The organism is Embleya sp. AB8, from assembly GCF_049739465.1.
In the GTDB taxonomy this organism is placed as follows: domain Bacteria; phylum Actinomycetota; class Actinomycetes; order Streptomycetales; family Streptomycetaceae; genus Embleya.
Genome location: NZ_JBMHHY010000028.1, coordinates 61,517 through 82,089, shown reverse-complemented (window position 1 = coordinate 82,089; position 20,573 = coordinate 61,517). Strand labels below are relative to the sequence as shown.

Genomic DNA, 20,573 nt, shown 5'->3' with positions numbered 1-20,573 from the left:
CCCCTGATTGTGGGCGACGTGTCCGGAGCGGGCGTGGTTGCGCTCCCCCGGGACAACCGTACGGGGGAGCGGGTCGGCTCATCGGCGGTGCCTCATTCGCGCGGGTCACAGGTCCACAGCCGGTTTCAGCGCCGCCATCGTCCACATCCGCCGGTGTCGGACCACGAAGACCGTGCCGATCAGCGCGACCACCAGGTATCCGCCGAGCACCGCGAACGCGACCGCCAAACGCTCGCCCTCTCCACCCGTGAGGGTGACCCGCAATCCGTTCACCAGGTAGGTCATCGGCAACACCGGATGCAGCGCCTGGAACGGCTCGGGTGTCGTGGTGACCGGGTAGAGCCCGCCGCACGAGGTGAGCTGGAGCATCAGCAGGACCAGGATCAGCACATCGCCCACCGCGCCGAACGCGGCCCGCAGAAACTGCGCGATGGCCACGAAGGTCACCGCCGCCAGCGCGATCAACAGCAGACTCAGCCCCGGATCGTCGGCGTCCAGACTCAGCCCGAGCTGGACCACCGCGTAGAGCACGAACGCGCCGAGCACGCCGAGCGCGGCGGCGGGCAACCAGCCCGCGACGGCCACCTTGACCGCGCCCGCCCGACCGGCCAGCGCGCGCGGGTTGTACGGCCGCAGCAGCACATAGCCGACCAGGCCGAACACCCACAGCGCGATGGCAAAGAAGAACGGCGCCAGGCCGCGGCCGTACAACACGGCCGGATGCGTATTGCTCACCTCGATCACCACCGGCGCGCCGAGCACCCGCGCGTCCGCACCCGCGCTCTGCGCCGGTGGTGGCGCGGGCACCGTCGCGTCGATGCGATCCAGCCCGCCGGCCAACTGCTCGGCACCCTGGCGGACCTGGTCCGGCGGCGCGACGCCGACCCCCGCGGCCAACTGCCGTGCGCCGTCCGCCGATCGGGCCAGCTGCTCCTTGAGCGTCCCGGTCTGCCCGTACAGCTGCTGCACCAGCGTGCTCTGCGCGGTGGCCGAGATCTGCTGTTGCAACTGCGTCTTGGCGACCTCGGCCATCTTGCCGATGATGAAGCCGTTCGCGTCGTCGAGCGTCATCGACAACTTCGCCTGCCGGGGTTGCGCGGAGGCGGTGGTGGCCAGCGTCGCGCTGAAGTCCGGCGGCACGGTGACCACGAAGTGGTAGTCGCCGTCGGCCAGCCCGTCCCGGGCGTGCTTCGCGTCGGTGATCCGCCACTTGAAGTTCTTGTCGTGCATGATCGACTCGGTCAGCCGGCCGCCCGCGTCGAGGTGTTGCCCGGCCACGTCCACCGGCCGGTCCTGGTTCACGAACGCCACCGGCACGTGGTGCAACCGGCCGTAGGGATCCCAGTTGGACCACAGGTAGAGGGCGCCGTACAGGGTCGGCACCAGCATCAGCACGACCGGGACCAGACGGGGCAACGGACCACGAAAGCGCCGCAGTTCGAACCAGGCCAGGCGCAGCACGCCCATCAGGCGGCACCACCTCTCGGGTACAGGTGGTGTCCGGGCAGGTCGAGTACCGCGTCCGCGCCGCGCGGCGCCTCGGTCGCGGTGGCCACCACGGTGGTGCCGGTGTCGGCGAGGTCGCGCAGCGCCCGCCACACGCGGGACAGGTCGGCGCCGCCGAGGCCGCTGTCCACGTCGTCGACCAGAACCGCGCCGGGTTGTGTGGCGGCGGCCAGCGCGACCGCGAACAACAGTTGCTCGACCGCGGCCAGGTGCTCGATGAGCACGTGGCCCGGCGGATCGACGCGCAGCAGGTCGTACATCCGGTCCAGCGCGGCCTCGGTGGGCCGGCCGCCGCCGATCGCCCGCCGCTCGGCCACCGTCTCGGACACGAACAGGTGCGGTTCGAGGTCCAGCCCGGGCCGGGCCCGGGCCAGCGCGGTATGCGCCCGCGCGGTCGCCGGGTCGCGGCTGCCCGCCACGGTCACCGTGCCCGCGTGGGTGCGGAATCGGCCGCCGAGGGCGAGCAGGAGCGAGGTACGCCCGGCGCCGGCGGGTCCGACCAGCACGGTCAGCCCGGCCGCGGGCGCGGTCAGCCGGACGTCCCGAAAGATCGGGCCGTCGGGACCGTCCGCCGCCAGGCCGACCGCGGTGATCTCCACCCCGGAGGTGGCTGTGGACACGGATCTCCCTACGTCGGTGCGAAGTCCACCGAGGAGTAACCGGTACACGGCCGGCCAAACGGGCGCAACTCGGGAATGACCCGAACGCCCGTCGCCTGACGAAGCGTCAGCCCTGCTGCTCCGGCAACGGCTCGGCGAGCCGGTCCAGATCGAACTCGCCGTCGCGCACGCCGAGCACGAACGCGGTCCACTCGCCCTCGGTGAAGCGCAGGATCGGCCCCTCGGGGTGGATCGAGTTGCGCATCGCCATGCCCCCACCGGGCAGTTCGGCGGTCTCCACGATCCCCTCGCCGGTGGTGTCCTCGCCGTAGCCGACCCACGTGACACCACTGATGTCCATGGCGTACAGCGCGGCCTTCTCGTCGTCCAACTGCTGCCGCGACGGCTGCTCGGACTCGCCGGTGCTCATGTTCGAAACCCTCCCGATGACGCGTGCGTAACCCACAGGTGACGGCACGCTACGCCGAGCCCGACGCCGGACACAACGCGAACGCCGACACCGGGCGTGCCCGGGTGGAAACCGGCGGAAAACGAACGAGGCCCCGAAGCACTCATGGGCGTCGGGGCCAGACCTCGATCGCTCGCCTGCCGGATGCCGCCGGCCACCGTCAGGGGATCACCACCACCGGCCGCTTCGCGTGCTTGACCAGCCGACACGCGACCGAGCCGAAGATCCGGCTGGCCAGCCCGGTGGATCCGCCGACCACGATCGCGTCGGCGGTGAATTCGCGCGCCACGTCCTCGATCTCGTGGCAGATGTCACCCCCGCGCTCGACCAGGATCCACGGCACGTCGCTGAGGTGGTCGGCGCAGGCCAGCTCCAGACCCAGGGCCTCGGAGCGGCTGTCCGGCACGTCGATGAAGACCGGCGGCTCACAGCCGGCCCACACGGTGGCCGGAATCCGGTTGGCCACGTGCACGATCACCAGTCCGCCGCCGAGCCTGCGGGCCATGCCGGACGCGTACGCCAGGGCTCGCTCGCTGGACTCGGACCCGTCGAAACCGACCACGACGGGGTGTTGGAACGCGGGATCGCGCTGATGTGGAGAGTCGGGACGGAGCAACGGGGTGCCGTCCGGAAGGTCACTGAACTCGAAAGCAGCCATGGGAATCGGGCGTCTTTGCTGTGGAGGGGCGCCTCGGGGCTTTCTGTACCAGATTACTGCGCCGACCCGCACATTCGACAGTGTCTGTCCGGGGTTCGCCCGGACAAAACAGACACCACGAAGCATGCCGATCGAGAGGTGACACGGTTCGCCGGACCCGGCACGGGGATGGGGCCCCCGACAAAGCCTCGGCGAGACACGCACATTAGCCGGACAACGCCGTGATTGGGGAGACCCGGGCGGCCGTGTGGGTGATTGCCGTGTCGAATGACGCCATCGCGGGACACCGGTCGAGGGCGGTCGGCGGCCCCTCGCGGGGTCGAATCGAGCCGGCCGCGAGGTCCGTTCGGCGGTGCGCGTGGACGCCGCTAGGGGGAACGGGCGTTACCCCGGACCCCGCCCGAGCGTTGGTCAGGGCGACACCGTGCGTCCGGGCGACCGCGTCGAAACGGGCGGCGATCCGCAGCTTGGACGCCGACCCTGCCGCACGCCGACCCGCGCCGCGGCGCCGAGTCGAACCTGTCTGACGGCCCGTCACGCGCCGGGCCGTCGGCGGGTTCGACGTACTTTCGGACGCGCGCGCTGTCGGTCCGGGGACCGACCGCGGCACCCGCGTCCCACGCCTCCCGTGCGGCCCGTGCGGCGCACGCCTCACATGGTGAGCAGTACGCCGCCGTAGGCCGCGCCCGCGACCAGGCCCCAGGACGCGAAGCCGAGGAGCAGCGCGCGCCACCCGGTGCGGACCAGCCGACTCAGGTTCACCATGCTGCCGAGCCCGAACAGCGCGGCGGCGAGCAGCAGATCCTGCACGGTGCCCGCCACCTCGAGCGCCCGATCGGGCAGCAGCCCGGTACTGCGCACGGCGACCATGGCCAGGAAGCCGACCACGAACAGCGGCAGCAGCGGCGGGCGCTTGGCCCCGGCCCGCCCGGTGTCGCCGGCCCGTGCGGCCCGGCGGCGCAGCGCGTACCCGGTGCCCGCGACGATCGGCGCGAGCAGCAACACCCGCAGCAGCTTGACCACGACCGCCGTGTGCAGCGCGACCGGCCCGGCCACCCCGCCGGCCGCGACCACCTGGCCGACGTCGTGCACGCTCGCGCCGACCCAGCCGCCGTACCGGGTCGCGTCGAGCCCGAGCGGTGACTGGAGCAGCGGCAACACCCCGATCGCCAGGCTGCCACACAGGGTGACCAGCGCCACGGCGGTGACCACGTCCTCCTCGTCGCTGTCGCTGACCCCGTTCATCGCGGCGACCGCGGACGCCCCGCAGATCGAGAAGCCGGTCGCGATCAACAGCGGCTGATCACCGGGCAGCCCCAGCCTGCGGCCCAGCCACTTGGTGCCGAAGAAGGTCAGCACGACCACCGCGAGCACCATCGCCACCGGCGCGAAGCCGAGCCCGGCCAGGTCGCCCAGGGCCAGCTTGAGGCCGAGCAGCACCACGCCGGCACGCATCAGCCGGCGGCCCGCGAAGCCGAGTCCCGGCGCCGTCGCGGCGGGCAGCGCGCGCACGTTGGCGGCCAGGATGCCCAGCGCCACGGTGACGGTCAGCATCGGGAGCTGCGGCCACAACCGGTGCGCACCCCAGCTCGCCGCCACCGCGAGAGCGGCCGCGAGCAGCCCCGGCCACAGTCGGGACTTGTTCGTCCCGGCCGTCCCGGTCGGGGCGGAAAGTTGCTCGGGGTGGGCGCGGTGCCCGGCCGTCAGGGTCATGGTCACCACCCTCGGCGCGCCGGCCGCGCGCGGGTAGCGGTCGGTTGCCTGGCAGGTCATAGGGTTTGGCTATGACCCCGCCGACCACTTCGCCCCCGCCCACCCCGCAGCCGCGCCCCGCCGACCGCCTCCCGGATCTGTACACGCTCGACCTGCTCGTCGCGGTCACCGAGTGCGGCAGCCTGGGCGGCGCGGCGCGCCGTTTCGGGATCAGCCAGCCCTCGGCCAGCGCCCGGATGCGCACCCTGGAACGTCGGCTCGGGGTACGGCTGTTGGAGCGCAGCACCACCGGCTCGGTGCCCACCGCGGCGGGCCTGGTGATCACCGACTGGGCGCGCGGCGTACTCGATCAGGCGCACGCCCTGGTCGAGGGTGCCGCCGCGCTCAAGGCCCGACAGGAGGACCGCCTGCGGGTCGCGGCGAGCCTGACCGTGGCGGAACACCTGGTGCCCGGCTGGCTGATGACGCTGCGCGAGGCGGTGCCCGGGTTGCACGTGGGTCTCCAGGTGACCAACAGCCTGCATGTGATCGAGGCGTTGCGGGCGGGTGAGGCCGACCTGGGCTTCGTGGAGGGTCCGTGGGTGCCGCGCGACCTCCAGTCGGCCGCGGTGGGCCGGGACCGGCTCGTGGTGGTGGTCGCGCCGACCCACCCGTGGGCACGCCGGCGGCGCCCGATCGCGGCGGCCGAGTTGGCCGCGACGCCGCTGCTGTTGCGCGAGGCGGGGTCCGGCACCCGGGAGACGCTGGAGCGGGCATTGGCGGCCTATGACGGAGTGGCGGTACCCGCCCTGGAGTTGGGTGCGACGGCGCCGCTGCGCTCGGCGGCGATCGCCGGCTCCGCGCCCGCCGTGTTGTCCGATCTCGCGGTGCGCGAGGACCTCGCCGAGGGCCGCCTGGTGGCCGTGCCGGTGGCCGATCTGCCCGCCCTGGACCGGATCCTGCGGGCGGTCTGGCCGCGTGGTCGGGAACTGCCGGAGGGTGCCCTGCACCTGCTGCACGCGGCCCGACAACGCCCGGACGCCGCCCCGCGCGGCTGAATGTCGACAAGTTCCGCGATGTGACCACCGTCACAAACACGCATATCTACATAACGTCACGTAGAGAACACCATGCATAGACAAGGTAAGAGAGAGTAAGTTCCGATCTTGGGTTACGCGAGTGACGCCTGTGAACCAGTGGGGCGTGACCGCCTGCGCGACCCGGACCACTGGCGCGACCGGGGCCGTGCAGGTCACAGAGGGGTGAAGGGGGCGATCGGGGCCATGAGCAGGATCGACAGTCGCAAGGACCGGCGACGGGGGAAGGTCGGGGTGGTCGATGCCGACCGCTCGGCCGATTCCGGCGCGATCGACGCGGTCGATACCGTCCCGGTCGGCGATCGGGACGCGGTGGTGCTCGCTGCGGCGTCCACCGTGCTCTCCGAGGCTCCGCCCGAGCACGACTCGATCGAGGACGACGGCGAACTCGCCGACGACATCGACTTCGACGGGGAGTACGACCCCGACGCCGAGGGCGTGCTCGCGCCGGGGCGGGATCGCCCGCTGCTCGGTCGGCGGCGCCCGGACACGATCGCGGTGTTGTTGTTCGCCAACTCGCCGATCCTGGAGAGCTCGATCCCGATATCGGTCTTCGGGGTCGACCGACGCGACGCCGGCGTACCGAACTACCGATTACTGGTATGCGCGGCCGAGCCCGGACCGCTTCGCACCACCGGCGGCGTCGAACTGATCGCGCCCTACGGCCTGGACGCCCTCGCCCGGGCCGGCACGGTGATCGTGCCCGCGTGGCACTCGCCGTCCCGGATGCCGCCGCCGCCCGTCCTGGAGGCGCTGCGTCGGGCACATCGTGAGGGGGCCCGGATCGTCGGCCTGTGCGGCGGCGCGTTCGTGCTCGCCGCGGCCGGCCTGCTCGACGACCGCCCGGCCACCACGCACTGGATGTACGCGCCGGCGTTGGCCAAGCGCTACCCCAAGGTCCGGGTGGACCCGCGCGAGCTCTACGTGGACGACGGCGACATCCTCACCAGCGCGGGCACCGCGGCCGGGATCGACCTGTGCCTGCACCTGGTCCGCCTGGACCACGGTCCGGACGCGGCCAACGCGCTGGCCCGCCGGCTGGTCGTACCGGCGCATCGGATCGGCGGCCAGGCCCAGTACATGGACCTGACCCTGCCCGAGGAGATCAGCGGCGACCCGCTCGCCACGGTGATCTCCTGGGCGCTGGAGAACCTCGCCGAGCGGTTCGACATCGAGCAGTTGGCCACCCGCGCGTATATGAGTCGGCGCACCTTCGACCGGCGTTTTCGTACCCTCACCGGCAGTGCTCCGCTGCAATGGTTGCTCACCCAGCGGGTGCTCCAGGCCCAGCGACTCCTGGAGACCACCGATCTCCAGGTCGAGGAGATCGCCCGGCGCTGCGGCTTCCGCTCGCCGGTCGCGCTGCGCGGCCACTTCCGCAAACAACTGGGTGTCCCGCCCGCCTCCTACCGGGAGACGTTCCGCACCCGCAGCCCGGAGGAGACCGGAGACGAGGAGGTGTGTGCCCGGGCCGTAGGGTGACCCCATGAACGACCGCTTGGTCTGGATCGACTGTGAGATGACCGGACTCGACCTGTCCCGGGACGCGTTGGTGGAGGTGGCGGCCCTCGTCACCGACTCCGAGCTGAACATCCTCGGCGACGGGGTCGACGTCGTGATCCGCCCGCCCGCCGAGGCGCTGGCCGGCATGCCCGATGTGGTGCGCAAAATGCACACCGCTTCAGGTCTGCTGGACGAGCTGGAGGCGGGCGTCAGCCTCGCCGAGGCCGAGGCCGAGGTGCTCAGGTACATCAGGAAGCACGTCCCGGAGGGCCGCAAGGCGCCGCTGTGCGGCAACTCGATCGGCACCGACCGGGGCTTCCTGGCCCGGGACATGCTCGACCTCGACGGCTACCTGCACTACCGGGTGATCGACGTCTCGTCGATCAAGGAGCTGGCCCGCCGCTGGTATCCGCGGGTCTACTTCCAGAGCCCGCCGAAGGCCGGCAACCACCGCGCGCTGACCGACATCCACGAGAGCATCGAGGAACTGCGGTACTACCGCGAGGCGATCTTCGTGCCGGACCCCGGTCCGGACAGCGACACCGCCAAGGCGATCGCCGCCCGCTACGGCCACCGGCCGGCCGAACAGGGCTGAATCCGCCCGAATCGGATCCAATCGGGTCGAATCGCTCACCCGGAAACCCTGCGGCGAGCAGCCTCCACGAGCCTGTACACTTTTCCTCGCCGGGACGGAAACGCATCGGCGATGGTGGGTGTAGCTCAGCTGGTAGAGCACCTGGTTGTGGTCCAGGAAGTCGCGGGTTCAAGTCCCGTCACTCACCCCGGATGATCAAGGCCCGACCTGTGCGAACAGGTCGGGCCTTCGTCGTTCCCCCGTTTTCGCGAGCCCGACGCGAACTCGGGTCGCCGAGTGATCGAACCTCGAACGTGCGTGCATTACGTTGGCCCGGACACGGGGCACGAGGATCGCGAGGCACGAGGTTGGCGGACTATCGGATCGAGGACCTCGCCCGCGAGGGGGGCACGACCGTACGCAACGTACGGGCGTATCAGGATCGTGGGCTGCTGCCGCGGCCGAGGCGACAGGGCCGGGTGTCGCTCTACGAGGACGGGCACCTGGGTCGGCTCCGGCTGATCGGGCAGTTGCTGGAGCGCGGCTACAGCCTGGTCAGCATCAAGGAGCTGCTCGACGCGTGGGACGCCGGGCGCAGCCTGGGCGGGGTGCTCGGCCTGGTCGCCGAGGCGAGCGGTCCGTGGACCGAGGAGACGCCGGAGCGGATGAGCCGGGCCGAGCTGATCTCGATGTTCGGCGGGCTGTCCGATCCGGTGGCCCTCGCCGGCGCCGTGCACCTGGGGCTGCTCGAACCCGAGGACGACTCGCTGACGGTGTTCCGGGTGCCCAGTGCGCGTGAACTGGCGGTGGGCGCCGAGCTGCACGCGGCCGGGGTGCCGGTGCTCGCGGTGCTCGAGCAGTTGCGGATGTTGCGCGCGGCGATGGAGCACGTGGCCGAGGGATTCGGCCGCTTGATGGAGTCGCATCTGCTACCCGCCGACGACGACGCGGACGAGACGGCGGAGATGATCCGCCGGATGCGACCGCTCGCGCTGCGCGCGGTGGAGGCCGAACTCGCCCGCGCGATGCGCCGGACGGCCGCCCGCCGGCTCGGCGCGGAACTGGGCAAGGTACTGCGCGAGGAGCCCGAGCGGACCCGGGCGCAGGAGCCGGACGTGGACCCGGAACCGGCGCTCGACCGGCACCCGTTCATGTCCGACGCGTGGATCGCGGCGGTGTCCCGGCTGAGCCGGCTGATCACGCCCGACCCGGAGAAGCGCACGCCGCATCCGGCGATCGTGGACATCGTGGTCAGCGACGTGCCCGGCCGGGACGACCCGGCCGAGCTGCATCTGGACGTCTTCCAGGGCCGGGTCCTGGTCCGGCCCGGGTTGTTGCCGGGCCCGGACCTGATCGTGCACATGGACTACGACACCGCGCGTCGGGTGATCCTGCTCAACGACCGGCACGCACCGCGCGAGGCGCTGGCCGGCGGGCGGATGACCGCGCGGGGCGACCTGTTCGGCCTGACCGTCTTCCGCGAGGCGCTGGCCGGGCTGTCCAACTGGGACCTGGGCGCGGTGCTGCGCGAGCTGACCGCGGGCGAGGGCGGCGCGAGCGATACGGCGTAGCGGAACCGCCGCTCAGGCCCGGATGCGGCGCAGCAGGTGGTCCAGGTAGTCGCGGAACAGCGCGGCCATGTCCACGTGTTCCGGGTCGAGCAGCCATTGCAGCTGTAGTCCGTCCATCATCGCGAAGACCTGCGCGGCGACCGCGTGCGGGTCCACGTCGGCGCGCAGTTCGCCGGACGCGCGGCCGGCCGTCAGGGCTGCGGTGATGCCGGAGCGGAGCAGCGCGTAGCGCGCCTGGGCCCAGCCGTGCGCGGGGTGGTCGGTGGTCACCGCCTCGCCGGTGAGCACCGTGAACAGTTGCACCAGGCCGGGGATGGCGCGGTTGTGCTCGGCCAGTTCGGCGAGCTTGGTCAGCGACGCCGTGCCGCCGCGCGGGAGTTCGGCCAGGTCCAGGTGCACCATGTCCATCCGGTCGCGCAGGTCGAGCACCGCGACGAGCAGTTCCTGCTTGCTGCGGAAGTGATGCAGCAGGCCGGCCTGGGTGAGTTCGGCGCGCTCGGCGATCCGGGCCAGCGAGGTGCCCCGGTAGCCGTTCTCGGCGAACTCCTGGAGGGCGATGTTCAGGATCCGGGTGCGCCGGGCGTCGCCCGACGCGTAGCCGCGACCGCGCGACCGGGACCGGGTGGTCCGGGTCGGGGCCGGCGTCGGGGTCGGCGGGGTGTCGGGGCGGTCGTCCGGTTGTTGCGCGTCCATGGGGTCATCCTGCCGTGTCCCGGGGCGGGTCCGATGGGGCGTGTGTCACGTCGAGATAACAAAGCTACCGCGCCATAGGTTTTTGCGGTTACCGTACGAACGGACCCCTCGGCCGACCCGAACCGGTCGCCCGGACTCGGGTCGACAGGACTCGGGGTCGACCAGGCACGCGAGCGGAAGGCAGACGATGGCAGCGCACCCCACCCCCACCGGCCCCACCGGCAACGAGGCCACGGACGACGAGCTGCGCGACCTGGTGGCGCGGCTGACCCTCGAGGAGAAGCTCTCGCTGATCGTCGGCGAGGACTTCTGGTCGCTCCCCGAGATTCCGAGCATCGGCCTGCGCAAGCTGCGCGTCTCGGACGGGCCGGTCGGCGTCCGCGGCGTCACCTGGGACGAGCGGGACACCTCGCTGCTGTTCCCCAGCCCCACCGCGCTGGCCGCCGCGTGGGACCCGGAGGTCACCCGGCGGGCGGGCTTCGTGATGGGCGCGCAGACCCGGGACAAGGACATCCACGTCCTGCTCGCCCCGACGGTGAACCTGCACCGCAGCCCGCTCGGCGGCCGGCACTTCGAGTGCTACTCCGAGGACCCGCTGCTCACCGCGAGAATCGCCACGGCGTTCATCGAGGGTGTCCAGTCGGCCGGCGTCGGCGCCACGATCAAGCACTTCGTGGGCAACGAGACCGAGGACGATCGGATGTCCTACGACTCGCGGATCGACGAGCGGGCGCTGCGCGAGGTCTACCTGGTGCCCTTCGAGGAGGCCGTGCGCACCGGTCGGGTCTGGCTGGTGATGAGCGCCTACAACCAGGTCAACGGCACGACGATGACCGAGAACTCACGCCTGGTGAACGACGTCCTCAAGGACGAGTGGGGCTTCGACGGCGTGGTGATCTCGGACTGGCTGGCGGTCCGCTCCACGGAGGCCGCGGCGGCCGGTGGCACCGACGTCGCGATGCCCGGGCCCAGTGAGGTGTGGGGCGCGCCGCTGCTCGCCGCGGTGCGGGACGGGCGGGTCGCCGAGTCGCTGATCGACGAGCGGGTCACCCGGGTGTTGCGGCTGGCCGCGCGGGTCGGCGTGCTCGGCGACCGGCGACCGGCCGCGACCACGACGCCGGCGGACGCCGTGGTCACGCTGCGTGCGATCGCGGCGCAGGCGATGGTGCTGCTCGGCAACGACGGCACGTTGCCGCTGGACCCGGCCGCGCTCTCCCGGGTCGCGCTGATCGGCCCGAACGCGCTGCGCCTGTCCGCGCAGGGTGGCGGCAGTGCGCATGTGAACCCCGCGCACGTGGTCTCGATCCCCGAGGGGCTGCGCGCCGCGTTCGGCGACGGCGTGGAACTGACGCTGACCGAGGGGGCGTTCACCCACCGCGCGCTGGCCGACCTGTCCTTGGACACGGCCGTCGACCCGGTGAGCGGCGAGCCGGGGCTGCGCGCCGAGTTCCTGGACGCCGAGGGCGCCGTACTCTCCTCCGAGCACCGGCTCGGCTCCAGCCTGATGTTCTGGCCGGACAACATCCCGGCCGGGGCGACGGTGATCCGGCTGCGGACGACGGTCACCCCGACGGTGTCCGGGACGAACATCCTGGACGTGCGCGGCGCGGGCCGGTTCGAGGTGGACCTCGACGGGGCGACGCGCACGATCGACATGACCCTGCCCGAGGGCACGGACGTGATCGAGGCGATCATGCGGCCCGAGGCCACCCGGATCGAGGTCGAGGCGACGGCGGGCACGCCGGTGCCGATCCGGGTGGACTTCAGCCAGGGCGGGCAGTTCTTCATGGCCGCGCTCGGGCTCGGCTGGGCCGATCCGCGCCGGTCGGCGGAGGCCGAGTTGGCCGCGGCGGTCGAGGCGGCGCGGGCCGCGGATGTGGCCGTGGTGGTGGTCGGCACCACCGACGACATCGAGTCGGAGGGCTTCGACCGCGCCGACCTGGCGCTGCCGGGACGCTCGGACGAGTTGGTCCGCCGGGTCGCGGCGGCCAACCCGAGGACCGTCGTGGTGGTCAACGCCGGCTCCCCGGTGCTGATGCCGTGGCGGGACGAGGTGGCCGCGGTGGTGTGGGCGTGGCTGCCGGGGCAGGAGGGTGGCGCGGCGCTCGGCGACGTGCTGACCGGGGTGGTCGAGCCGGGCGGGCGGCTGCCGACGACCTACCCGGCCGCGGCGGCCGACGTGCCGATCTACTCCACCGCGCGGGTGGCCGGCGGACACGACTACGGGGTCCAGGCCGGCCACATCGGCTACCGCGCGTGGGCCCTGGGCACCGCCGCTCCGGCCTACCCGTTCGGCCACGGCCTGGGTTACACGACCTGGTCCTACGACGAGGTCACCGTCAAGGGCGACGCGGACGGGGTGACGGTGGACGTCACGGTCACCAACACCGGCGCGCGCCCGGGCCGCGAGGTGGTCCAGGTGTACCTGGAAACCCCCGACGGCACGCTCATGGGCCGGCCCGAGCCGATCCGCCTGGTCGGCTTCACCGCACTCGACGCCGAGCCCGGTGCGCGGACCACCGTCACGGTGCCGATCGACGCCCACACCCTGTCCCGCTGGAACACCGAGGCCGCCGGCTGGACCACCACGCCGGGCACGTACACCCTGCGCATCGGTCGCTCCCTCGGCGACCTCCCGCTGAGCGCGGACCTCGTGCTGTAGGGCCACCGGGCCGCACGTCGGCCGTCCACCCGGCCGAACGCTCTCGTGCCGTCGGCCGGGAACCAAGGTCCGCCGCGCACCGGAACGAACCGGGACCGGGCCGCGAGGCTGCCACCTCGCGGCCCGGCGCACCCCGGGCGCAGCGGCGGCCCACCGCCCCCGAACACGGCCGCATTGACCGGGAGTTCACCACCCCACCGATACGGCCGTCCACATCCACCCAGGCACCGTGGGCGGATACGGACAACTCACGCCCCCAACGCCAAAGGCGTCCCAAGCAACCCGCACCCAACCGGCAACCGGCCCGAGCGCCCCCGACGCCCCCGCACCCAAGCGGCACGTGGCCGGAGCATCCCCAACACCCCCACCCAACCAACCCACACCCACCCCGCAACCGGCCCAGACACCCCCGCCGGCCCCGCGCCCAACCGGCAACCGGCCCGGACATCCCCGGCGGCCCCGCACCCGCCCCGCAACCGGCCCGGACATCCCCGGCGGCCCCGCGCCCGAGCGGCCCGCCCCTGTGCTCGTGACGGATGGGGCCGGTGGGACGATCGTGGCATGCGAGATTCCCGGGGGTGGCGGTGGGCCGCGGTGGCGATGGCCGCGATGTTGCTGTCGGGCGGTTGTTCCGGGTTCGGTACGCCGGGCCAAAAGGACGCGGCGGTGATCTCCGCCGACGGCGTCCGGCGGATCCCGGTCGAGCAGCGCAAACCCGCGCCGAGTCTGTCCGGTGAGACGCTCGCCGGTGACCGGCTCGACGTCGCGTCGTTGCGCGGTCGGGTCGTGGTGGTGAACATGTGGGCCTCGTGGTGCGCGCCGTGTCGCGGCGAAGCACCGGCACTGCAGCGGGTCTACGCCGACCTGCGCCCGGCCGGGGTGGAGATCGTCGGCCTGAACACGAGCGAGTCGACCCGGGAGAACGCACGGGACTTCGAGAACACGTTCGGCATCGGCTACCCGAGCCTGTGGGACCCGGAGAACCGACAGATCCTCAAGCTCACCCGCTACGTCAACGCCGCCGCCCTGCCGAACACGGTCGTGATCGACCGCTCCGGCGCGATCGCCGCCTCGGTGATCGGCAAGATCGGCGAGGAGCAACTACGCGGCATCCTGACCCCGTTGCTGGCCGAGCAGCCGAAGGGCGGCTGAGCCCGTCGACCCCGTTCGGCCCAGCCGGCAGCGTCAGCAGCGTTGGGCGAAGGCCGGGTTGAGGGCGCCGAGCGCGACGAGGCCGTTGCCGCAGATGCCGCCCGCCGTGTCGATCGGGTCGGCGCGGACCGTGTGTGTCTCGGGACCGGCCGGCGCGGCGACCGCCACGGTCGCGCCGACGACGGGGGCCGCGATGACGGCCGTGCTGACCAGAAGGCCGCGAACGATGCGCTGCATGGGGAACGGTTCCTTAGTCTCGAAGTGACTCGGAGTGACTCGAAGTCCGACGGTCTCGCCCGCCGGCTGGGGCGCCGTTCGTCCAACGCGCGAACCCCGCCCGAGGACACGACCGTTGCGCCGAACGAAAGCCGATGCGGTACCACGCGCGCCGCGGGCTTAGCGTTTCGCGCATGCAGCTTCGCATCGGTACCCGGTCCTCCCCCATGGCCCTCGCGCAGGCTCGCCTCGTCGCCTCCCTGCTGCCCGCACACCCGTACCCGCCCACCATCGTCCCGCTGTCCACCAGCGGCGACCGCTGGGGCGGCAGCCTGGCCGAACTCGGCGGCAAGGGCGCCTTCGTCAAGGAACTCGACCGCGCGCAACTGGACGACGAGGTGGACCTGGTCGTGCACTGCCTCAAGGACATGCCCGGCGACGTCCCGCCGCCCGACGGGCTCACCGTCGCCGCCTACCTGCCCCGCGACGACGTGCACGACTGTGTGGTGGGGGCGAATTTGGCCGAGTTGCCGCCGGGCGCCCGGGTGGGCACCAGTTCGGTCCGCCGCGCGGCGCAACTGCGGCGCGACCACCCGCACTTGACCCCACTGCCGGTGCGCGGCTCGGCGAACTCCCGGCTGGCCAAGCTGGACGCGGGCGAGTTCGACGCGCTGATCCTGGCCGTCGCGGGCCTGGACCGGATCGGCGAGGCGCGGCGGATCACCCGGGTCCTGACCACCACCGAGATGCTCCCGGCGGTCGGCGCCGGCGCGCTCGCCCTGCAGTGCCGGACCGACGACCCGGCGACCCTGGCCGCCGCCCGCGCGCTGGACGACGCGCCCACGCGGGCCTGCGTCGGTGCCGAGCGGGCGCTGCTGCGCGAGCTGCGCGGGCACTGTCACAGTCCGATCGCGGCCCACTGCGTCGAGACCGACACCGGCCTGAGGTTGCGCGCCGCCGTCTACGCCGCGGACGGTTCGAGCGCGCTGGAGGCCGCCGACCACGGTCCCGACCCGGACAAGCTCGGCGTCGCCGTGGCCGGCGAACTCCTCGACCGCGGCGCCCGGGCGCTGCTCGACGCGATCCCTTACTGACCGACTCCGGCCCGACTCCGGCCTGCCGCCGACCCGGGTCGGCGGCAGGCCGGGTTCGCTCACCCCCGGCGCCCACGCCCCCGCGCGACCCGACGGGTGACCCACCCGAGTGCACCGGTCAGGCGTTCAGGCACTTCTGCACGGTGGACTGCAACTCGTCCGGCAGCTTGTTGGTCCGGGCGTACTCCTGGTCGAACGCGTTCATCTGGGCCTGGGTGTACTTGCCCTTGAGTTCGCTCAGCGTGCAGTTGCAGTACTTGGTGTTGTTGTTCGACGTGCTGAGGCAGCCGTTGAGGAAGTTCGTCGAGTAGAACGAGCTCCAGTCACTGCCGCCACCGCTGCCACCGGCGGACGAGGTCGGGACACTCGGCGCCGTGGTGCGCGGACGCGACGTGGTGGGCCGGTCACTGGTGGGCGGCGTCGGGCTGTCGCTGGGCCGCGAACTCGCGCTGCTCTTCCCCGTGGGCACGCTCGTGTCGCTCGCGGTGTCCGTCTTCTTCGCCCCGAATCCCCCGAACCCGCTGTCCCCGCTACTGCCACAGGCCGCCACGCTGCACGTGAGCAGCGCCGCGACCAGGCCGACCTTGATGGTGCGCATGCATTCCCCCTAGAACGATGTTGATCGAGACTCTCCTCCCCCCGCTCGGCCGGTCACAAGGGGATCCTTTCGGTCATTGCGTAACGGTTTCGTCGCTACCTCGTGACAAGCACCGGCCGACGTTACCGTTCGACAAACGCCAACAAACCGGTCATCAACGTGCCGATCATCACACTCCATGGCGTTTATCCGCCGAATCTGCACACTATGGACAAGTTGCCTCCCATCGGACGGCAGGAAGGAACGGCCCACCATGACTTTGACCCCCGAGCTCGTGGCCGCGCTGCGCGGCCTCGCCGCCGATGTCGCGGCCCTCGGCACCGACGGCGCCCAGCGGCACCCCGCGTTCGCCGGCTCCGCCGGTTCGATCGCCGACCGCGCGGACGCGCTGTCGGGCATGGCACCGCCGTTCCACAAGGTCGCGCTGCGCCGGATCGGCGACGCGATGCGCGCCTGCGCCGAGTCCCGCGAGGCGGGCGACCCGGGCCGGGTCGCCGACACCCAGCGCACCGCCGCGCACCTGGCCGACCGGCTCGTGGTGGCGCTCGACCGCTACGCCGCCGCCGCGCCGACCGCGACCCCGGCCACCTGCACGCGCTGCGACGAGCCGTACATCGCCCAGCTGATCCCCACCCAGCGGCGTTACCTGTCCCGGATCGACGCGCCGGTGTCCGGCCACGTGTTCAACGCCGCGGGCACCACGTACATCGTCGAGCGGCACGTGTTGTGCCCGCTCCAGGACGTGCCGGAGCTGGCCGACCTGCCCGGGTTCGAGAACCTGGACGACCTCGACACCGCCTGATCCACACCGGGCACGACCACGACACACGGCCGAGGCCGGGCTCCGCACGGGAACCCGGCCTCAGTCGTCGTCACGGCCCTTCTTGTCCTTCTTCAACCGGCGCAGGTACTCACGTGTCCACCCGGTCACCTTGACCACCTCGGACTGCTTGACCCCGGCGCCGATCGCCCGCACCGCCGCCCGTTTGAGTTCTTGACGCGCCTCTTCGTGCGCCTTCTCGGTCCTTCGGTACGCCTTCGCGGCCCTGATCAGGCCCTCTTCGGCGGCGTCGGGGTGTTCCCGGTCCACATCCTGGTGATCCACGCTGTCCACGCTGTCAGGATGCCATATGGACGGCCACCTCCGTAGGCCAACACAGTTGACATCTACGCGTCCAACAAGGAAACTGGGGTCCGAACCAAGGGTGAACGGAAGGTTAACGTCACCAGTCACGGAGGTACGACCATGCTGAAGACCCTCACCGCCCCCGCCATGTGCACCCGTTGTGGCGAGCCGTACGTCGCGGCGCTCAGCCCGCGCTCGCTCGTCAGCGTGCAGACCCCGGCGTTCGTCAAGCCGGAGATCGTCGGCGGCCGGCTGATGACCATCGACGACACGGTCTGCCTGGTCGAGCGGCACGCCCCCTGCACCGGGCTCGGCAACTACCGCTGAGCCTCGGCGGCGCCGGCCAACACCGCCGCCACCATCCCCAGCGTCGACCAGTCGACGCCCGCGTGACGCAGCAGTTCGCCATACGTCGTGATCTCGACGTGCGTGCGTTCCCCGTCCCCGGCCACCCCGTGTGGACCGGGGACGCTGCGTAGCAGGGCCAGTTCGGCCTCGGTCAACTCGGCCGACCACACGTGCGCGTGATGCGCCGTCAGCGTCCCGGCGAGCTGCCGCGAGCCGTGCCCGCGCAATCGCCGCGGCGCGAGCACCAGGCCGGTCTCCTGCACCACCTCGGTACACCCGTCCGCCGCCGTGTGCCCACTCCCGCCCGGGAGTTCGCGTACGAAGCCGTCCTCGGTACGGGCCGCCGAGCGGAACTCGCGGACCAGCACCACGGTCGACGCCTCGATCGGCTCGGCCCGCCGATACAGCACCACCGCCGCCACGTCCGGGCGGCCGAGCACGACCTCGTTGTCCTTGACCCGGCCGCCCTCCGCGCCGATCGCCACCCGCACGTGCGCCGCCCACAACCACGTACGCGCCCCGTGCCGCCACACCCACCCGATCCGGCCGCCGAGCAGCGTGTTGCCCGCCGCCCGCTGCGCCGTGTACCAGTGCGCGAAGGCCTCGGTGCGCCACACGTTCAGCGGAATGTCCCGCTCGCCCGCCGCCCGGCGCGCCCCTTCACCCAGCGTGGCAAGGGCCGCGTCCACCGTCGCGGGCAGACCGTCCCGTACCGGAACGTCGTGGCCGCGCGCATAGGCCCGCTGATAGGTCACCTGCGGCGCGTCCGGCGGGGTGCCGAGCACCGCGCGGCCGGAGTCCTTGAGCCACCCCCACTCGTCGTTGGTGGTCAGCCCCGGCAGCTCCGCGAGGTCGCGCGGGATCCAGAACAACACCGCGTCGCTGCGGTCCAGGTTGCGCCACTCCCACTCGCGCTGCACCCGATGCTCGGGCCAGGAGCGCCCGTCGGCGGGTTCCGGTACGAACACCACCAGCCGACCCGGGCCGTTCCAGCGCGCGCGGATCAGCTCCAGCGCGCCCGGTCGCCAGGACGCCACATGCGCGGCGCGCGGGGTGGGACCGGCCAGGAAGACGCTCGCGGCCCAGCTCGACGGCGGTTCCTCGGGCGAGTGCACGACAACGATCTCGGTCATGCCGCCGACCGTAGTGCCCGGCTCCGAGCGGCGATCCGGTTGGATCCGGTTGAATCCGGTTGTCGGTGGACCGGACCCGCTCCGTATCCGGGTGGTGATGTCGCATACCGTTCCCCGCACGCACGCAGCTACGAAAGAATCACATCCAAGAGGGCGCGTACGGGGAGGCGTTTGCGGTGGCTCAGTTGTGGCTTGGCAGCCGATATCGGCTGGACAAGAGGCTGGGCTCGGGAGGCAACGCGACCGTGTGGCGGGCCTGGGACCGAAAGATGCAGCGGTTCGTCGCGGTCAAGGTACTCAAGGAGTCCTTCGGCACCTCGAACAGCGTGGACCGCTTCGGCCGCGAGGCGGTGATCGTCGGCGGCCTGGCCTCGCCCAACATCATCGTGGTGCACGACCGGGGTCACAAGGAGGTCCTCGAGCTCCGGGACGACCCGGACGCGCCGGACGCGCCGGATGCGCCGGAGCGGGAGCGGCCCGAGCCGCCGCGCCGGAGCGACCCGCGCACCCGCGTGCTCACCCACGACGCCGAGACGATGCACGACGCGCAGGTGACCTCCGCCCTCGGCCCGGGCCCGGCCGACATCCGGCGCACCGACGGCAAGGTGATGTACCTCGCGATGGAGCTGATCACCGGGCGCTCGATGGCCCAACTGATCTCGGACGGCGCGTGGTTGCCGATCGGCCACGTGGTGGGCTGGGCGATCCAGCTGTGCGACGGCCTGGACGTCGCGCACTCCGGCAATGTGCTGCACCGCGACATCAAACCCGCGAACGTGATGGTCACCTCGCGCGGGGTGGTCAAGGTGCTCGACTTCGGCATAGCGCGCTACATGCAGAAGGAGTCCTCGCGCGCGGGCATCACGCTGCCCGGCAGCATGATCGGGACCCCGGCGTACATGTCGCCCGAGCAGATCCTCGGCGGCGGTATCGACGGCCGCGCCGACCTGTACAGCGTGGGCTGCGTATTGCACGAACTGCTCACCGGCGCACCACCGTTCGGCCTCAATCATCCACATTCGATGATGCACGCCCATCTGGAGAAGCCGCCCGAGTCGGTGCGCAACACCCGGCTCGAGGTACCCGAGGACCTCGCCGCCCTCGTCCTGGCGCTGCTCAGCAAGCGGCCGGAGAACCGCCCGGCGAGCGCGGCCGAGGTCCGTGATCGGCTGTTGGAGCTCTCCGTCACGCCGCCGCGCAACCTCGCGCCCCAGCCGTGGGGGGTACCGGCCGCGGAGCCGGCCGCGTCCATCGATCCGCAGCCGACCCAGGATCAGCCGGTACGACTGGTTCCGCCCGCGCCGGAGCCGGCCGCACCGGTCCGGGTGCCCGATTCGCTCCAGTTGATGCGGTCGGAACTGCGCCGGCAGATGCAAACGTTCGGCTACGACCACCCGGATACGTTGCGCCTGCGCGAGCAACTGGCCGCCCGGCTCGGCGAGGACGGCGATCCGCTCACCGCGGCCGGCCTGCTGCGCAACGTGATCTCGGACAGCGGCCGGCTGCGCGGCGCGCTGGACCCGGACACGCTGCGCGCCCGGCGGGCGCTGGCCCGCTGGACCGCGGCGGCGGGTCGACCGGCCGAGGCGGCCCGGCTGCTGAAGAACCTGCTGCCGGACCAGGTCCGGGTGATGGGCACGGATCATCTGGAGACGTTGCGGATCCGCCGGGAACGGGCCCGCCGGGACGGCGAGGCGGGCAACTTCGTCAGCGCGGTCCATCACCTGCGCACCCTGGTCCCGGACGTGATCCGGGTGCTCGGCTCCGACCACGAGCTGGTGATCGAGGTCTGGGACGAACTCACCTACTGGGAACACCGCCTGGACGGCGACCCGTCCCGGAACCAGGCCTGACCCTCCGGACCGGCCGTCTTCCGGCCGCG

General features: G+C 72.2%; 20 protein-coding genes and 1 tRNA gene. 11 read left to right on the top strand and 10 right to left on the bottom strand.

Annotated elements, in window-relative coordinates; all coding sequences use genetic code 11:
* Positions 1-105: 105 nt before the first annotated feature.
* From ABIA38_RS34680 to ABIA38_RS34660, 5 genes are all read right to left on the bottom strand, one after another.
* Positions 106-1,467: a YhgE/Pip domain-containing protein gene (locus ABIA38_RS34680; RefSeq protein WP_424642905.1), complete on the bottom strand. Its 1,362-nt coding sequence runs from the start codon at positions 1,465-1,467 to the stop codon at positions 106-108.
* Positions 1,467-2,126, bottom strand: coding sequence for an ATP-binding cassette domain-containing protein (locus tag ABIA38_RS34675; protein WP_424642904.1), 660 nt, complete (start codon positions 2,124-2,126; stop codon positions 1,467-1,469). The genes ABIA38_RS34680 and ABIA38_RS34675 overlap by 1 nt, the downstream gene beginning before the upstream one ends.
* A 106-nt stretch (positions 2,127-2,232) precedes the next feature.
* A complete protein-coding gene (locus tag ABIA38_RS34670) occupies positions 2,233-2,535 on the bottom strand; it encodes a DUF397 domain-containing protein (protein WP_424642903.1) in 303 nt (100 codons plus the stop codon).
* Between the two features lie 199 nt (positions 2,536-2,734).
* The gene (locus ABIA38_RS34665) at positions 2,735-3,232 is read right to left on the bottom strand and encodes a universal stress protein (protein ID WP_020550635.1); all 498 of its coding nucleotides are present in this window, start codon (positions 3,230-3,232) and stop codon (positions 2,735-2,737) included.
* 651 nt (positions 3,233-3,883) lie between these two features.
* Positions 3,884-5,005 (bottom strand): YeiH family protein, encoded by a 1,122-nt coding sequence (locus ABIA38_RS34660; protein ID WP_424642902.1) that lies wholly within the window; start codon positions 5,003-5,005, stop codon positions 3,884-3,886.
* Between the two features lie 11 nt (positions 5,006-5,016).
* Between ABIA38_RS34660 and ABIA38_RS34655 the strand changes: the two genes are divergently transcribed.
* The 5 genes from ABIA38_RS34655 to ABIA38_RS34635 all read left to right on the top strand — a co-directional run bounded on the left by ABIA38_RS34655 (position 5,017) and on the right by ABIA38_RS34635 (position 9,669).
* Complete coding sequence (locus ABIA38_RS34655) at positions 5,017-5,982, top strand: LysR substrate-binding domain-containing protein (protein ID WP_424642901.1); 966 nt, start codon at positions 5,017-5,019, stop codon at positions 5,980-5,982.
* A gap of 225 nt (positions 5,983-6,207) precedes the next feature.
* A complete protein-coding gene (locus ABIA38_RS34650) occupies positions 6,208-7,503 on the top strand; it encodes a GlxA family transcriptional regulator (protein WP_424642900.1) in 1,296 nt (431 codons plus the stop codon).
* A 4-nt stretch (positions 7,504-7,507) separates the two neighbouring features.
* Positions 7,508-8,119, top strand: a complete 612-nt coding sequence (gene orn / locus ABIA38_RS34645) for an oligoribonuclease (RefSeq protein ID WP_424642899.1) — start codon at positions 7,508-7,510, stop codon at positions 8,117-8,119.
* 114 nt (positions 8,120-8,233) lie between these two features.
* Positions 8,234-8,306 (top strand) — tRNA-His (locus tag ABIA38_RS34640).
* 160 nt (positions 8,307-8,466) lie between these two features.
* Entirely contained in the window at positions 8,467-9,669 is a 1,203-nt protein-coding gene (locus ABIA38_RS34635; RefSeq protein ID WP_424642898.1) for a MerR family transcriptional regulator, read from the top strand.
* Between the two features lie 12 nt (positions 9,670-9,681).
* Here the strand turns inward: ABIA38_RS34635 and ABIA38_RS34630 are convergent, their stop codons facing one another.
* The gene (locus ABIA38_RS34630) at positions 9,682-10,362 is read right to left on the bottom strand and encodes a TetR/AcrR family transcriptional regulator (protein WP_424642897.1); all 681 of its coding nucleotides are present in this window, start codon (positions 10,360-10,362) and stop codon (positions 9,682-9,684) included.
* 187 nt (positions 10,363-10,549) lie between these two features.
* Between ABIA38_RS34630 and ABIA38_RS34625 the strand changes: the two genes are divergently transcribed.
* Complete coding sequence (locus ABIA38_RS34625; protein WP_424642896.1) at positions 10,550-13,024, top strand: glycoside hydrolase family 3 protein; 2,475 nt, start codon at positions 10,550-10,552, stop codon at positions 13,022-13,024.
* A gap of 561 nt (positions 13,025-13,585) precedes the next feature.
* Positions 13,586-14,176 carry a TlpA family protein disulfide reductase gene (locus ABIA38_RS34620; protein ID WP_424642895.1) on the top strand — a complete coding sequence of 197 codons (591 nt, stop codon included), beginning with the start codon at positions 13,586-13,588 and terminating at the stop codon, positions 14,174-14,176.
* A gap of 33 nt (positions 14,177-14,209) precedes the next feature.
* On the opposite strand, the gene ABIA38_RS34615 is transcribed toward ABIA38_RS34620, so the two are convergent.
* A complete protein-coding gene (locus ABIA38_RS34615; RefSeq protein WP_424642894.1) occupies positions 14,210-14,413 on the bottom strand; it encodes a hypothetical protein in 204 nt (67 codons plus the stop codon).
* A 173-nt stretch (positions 14,414-14,586) separates the two neighbouring features.
* Here ABIA38_RS34615 and hemC point away from each other — a divergent pair, with 173 nt between their 5' ends.
* Positions 14,587-15,486, top strand: coding sequence for a hydroxymethylbilane synthase (gene hemC / locus ABIA38_RS34610; protein ID WP_424642893.1), 900 nt, complete (start codon positions 14,587-14,589; stop codon positions 15,484-15,486).
* A gap of 118 nt (positions 15,487-15,604) precedes the next feature.
* Here the strand turns inward: hemC and ABIA38_RS34605 are convergent, their stop codons facing one another.
* Entirely contained in the window at positions 15,605-16,084 is a 480-nt protein-coding gene (locus ABIA38_RS34605; RefSeq protein ID WP_424642892.1) for a hypothetical protein, read from the bottom strand.
* A 253-nt stretch (positions 16,085-16,337) separates the two neighbouring features.
* On the opposite strand from ABIA38_RS34605, the gene ABIA38_RS34600 reads away from it, so the two are divergent.
* Positions 16,338-16,886 (top strand): hypothetical protein, encoded by a 549-nt coding sequence (locus tag ABIA38_RS34600; RefSeq protein WP_424642891.1) that lies wholly within the window; start codon positions 16,338-16,340, stop codon positions 16,884-16,886.
* A gap of 60 nt (positions 16,887-16,946) precedes the next feature.
* Here ABIA38_RS34600 and ABIA38_RS34595 read toward each other — a convergent pair whose 3' ends face one another.
* Positions 16,947-17,198: a hypothetical protein gene (locus ABIA38_RS34595; RefSeq protein ID WP_424642890.1), complete on the bottom strand. Its 252-nt coding sequence runs from the start codon at positions 17,196-17,198 to the stop codon at positions 16,947-16,949.
* A gap of 132 nt (positions 17,199-17,330) precedes the next feature.
* Here ABIA38_RS34595 and ABIA38_RS34590 point away from each other — a divergent pair, with 132 nt between their 5' ends.
* Positions 17,331-17,537 (top strand): hypothetical protein, encoded by a 207-nt coding sequence (locus tag ABIA38_RS34590; protein WP_424642889.1) that lies wholly within the window; start codon positions 17,331-17,333, stop codon positions 17,535-17,537.
* Here ABIA38_RS34590 and ABIA38_RS34585 read toward each other — a convergent pair.
* A complete protein-coding gene (locus ABIA38_RS34585) occupies positions 17,528-18,691 on the bottom strand; it encodes a nucleoside 2-deoxyribosyltransferase domain-containing protein (RefSeq protein WP_424642888.1) in 1,164 nt (387 codons plus the stop codon). The two genes, ABIA38_RS34590 and ABIA38_RS34585, sit on opposite strands and share 10 nt — an antisense overlap.
* Positions 18,692-18,867: 176 nt before the next feature.
* Here ABIA38_RS34585 and ABIA38_RS34580 point away from each other — a divergent pair, with 176 nt between their 5' ends.
* Positions 18,868-20,544, top strand: a complete 1,677-nt coding sequence (locus ABIA38_RS34580) for a protein kinase domain-containing protein (RefSeq protein WP_424642887.1) — start codon at positions 18,868-18,870, stop codon at positions 20,542-20,544.
* The last annotated feature ends 29 nt before the right edge of the window (positions 20,545-20,573 follow it).

Bases quoted from the DNA above. Each gene is read 5' to 3' on its own strand.
- ABIA38_RS34680 (WP_424642905.1), bottom strand. From the start codon at position 1,467: ATGGGCGTGCTGCGCCTGGCCTGGTTCGAACTGCGGCGCTTTCGTGGT.
- ABIA38_RS34670 (WP_424642903.1), bottom strand. From the start codon at position 2,535: ATGAGCACCGGCGAGTCCGAGCAGCCGTCGCGGCAGCAGTTGGACGAC.
- ABIA38_RS34665 (WP_020550635.1), bottom strand. From the start codon at position 3,232: ATGGCTGCTTTCGAGTTCAGTGACCTTCCGGACGGCACCCCGTTGCTC.
- ABIA38_RS34660 (WP_424642902.1), bottom strand. From the start codon at position 5,005: ATGACCTGCCAGGCAACCGACCGCTACCCGCGCGCGGCCGGCGCGCCG.
- ABIA38_RS34655 (WP_424642901.1), top strand. From the start codon at position 5,017: ATGACCCCGCCGACCACTTCGCCCCCGCCCACCCCGCAGCCGCGCCCC.
- ABIA38_RS34650 (WP_424642900.1), top strand. From the start codon at position 6,208: ATGAGCAGGATCGACAGTCGCAAGGACCGGCGACGGGGGAAGGTCGGG.
- orn (WP_424642899.1), top strand. From the start codon at position 7,508: ATGAACGACCGCTTGGTCTGGATCGACTGTGAGATGACCGGACTCGAC.
- ABIA38_RS34630 (WP_424642897.1), bottom strand. From the start codon at position 10,362: ATGGACGCGCAACAACCGGACGACCGCCCCGACACCCCGCCGACCCCG.
- ABIA38_RS34625 (WP_424642896.1), top strand. From the start codon at position 10,550: ATGGCAGCGCACCCCACCCCCACCGGCCCCACCGGCAACGAGGCCACG.
- ABIA38_RS34620 (WP_424642895.1), top strand. From the start codon at position 13,586: ATGCGAGATTCCCGGGGGTGGCGGTGGGCCGCGGTGGCGATGGCCGCG.
- ABIA38_RS34615 (WP_424642894.1), bottom strand. From the start codon at position 14,413: ATGCAGCGCATCGTTCGCGGCCTTCTGGTCAGCACGGCCGTCATCGCG.
- hemC (WP_424642893.1), top strand. From the start codon at position 14,587: ATGCAGCTTCGCATCGGTACCCGGTCCTCCCCCATGGCCCTCGCGCAG.
- ABIA38_RS34605 (WP_424642892.1), bottom strand. From the start codon at position 16,084: ATGCGCACCATCAAGGTCGGCCTGGTCGCGGCGCTGCTCACGTGCAGC.
- ABIA38_RS34600 (WP_424642891.1), top strand. From the start codon at position 16,338: ATGACTTTGACCCCCGAGCTCGTGGCCGCGCTGCGCGGCCTCGCCGCC.
- ABIA38_RS34590 (WP_424642889.1), top strand. From the start codon at position 17,331: ATGCTGAAGACCCTCACCGCCCCCGCCATGTGCACCCGTTGTGGCGAG.
- ABIA38_RS34585 (WP_424642888.1), bottom strand. From the start codon at position 18,691: ATGACCGAGATCGTTGTCGTGCACTCGCCCGAGGAACCGCCGTCGAGC.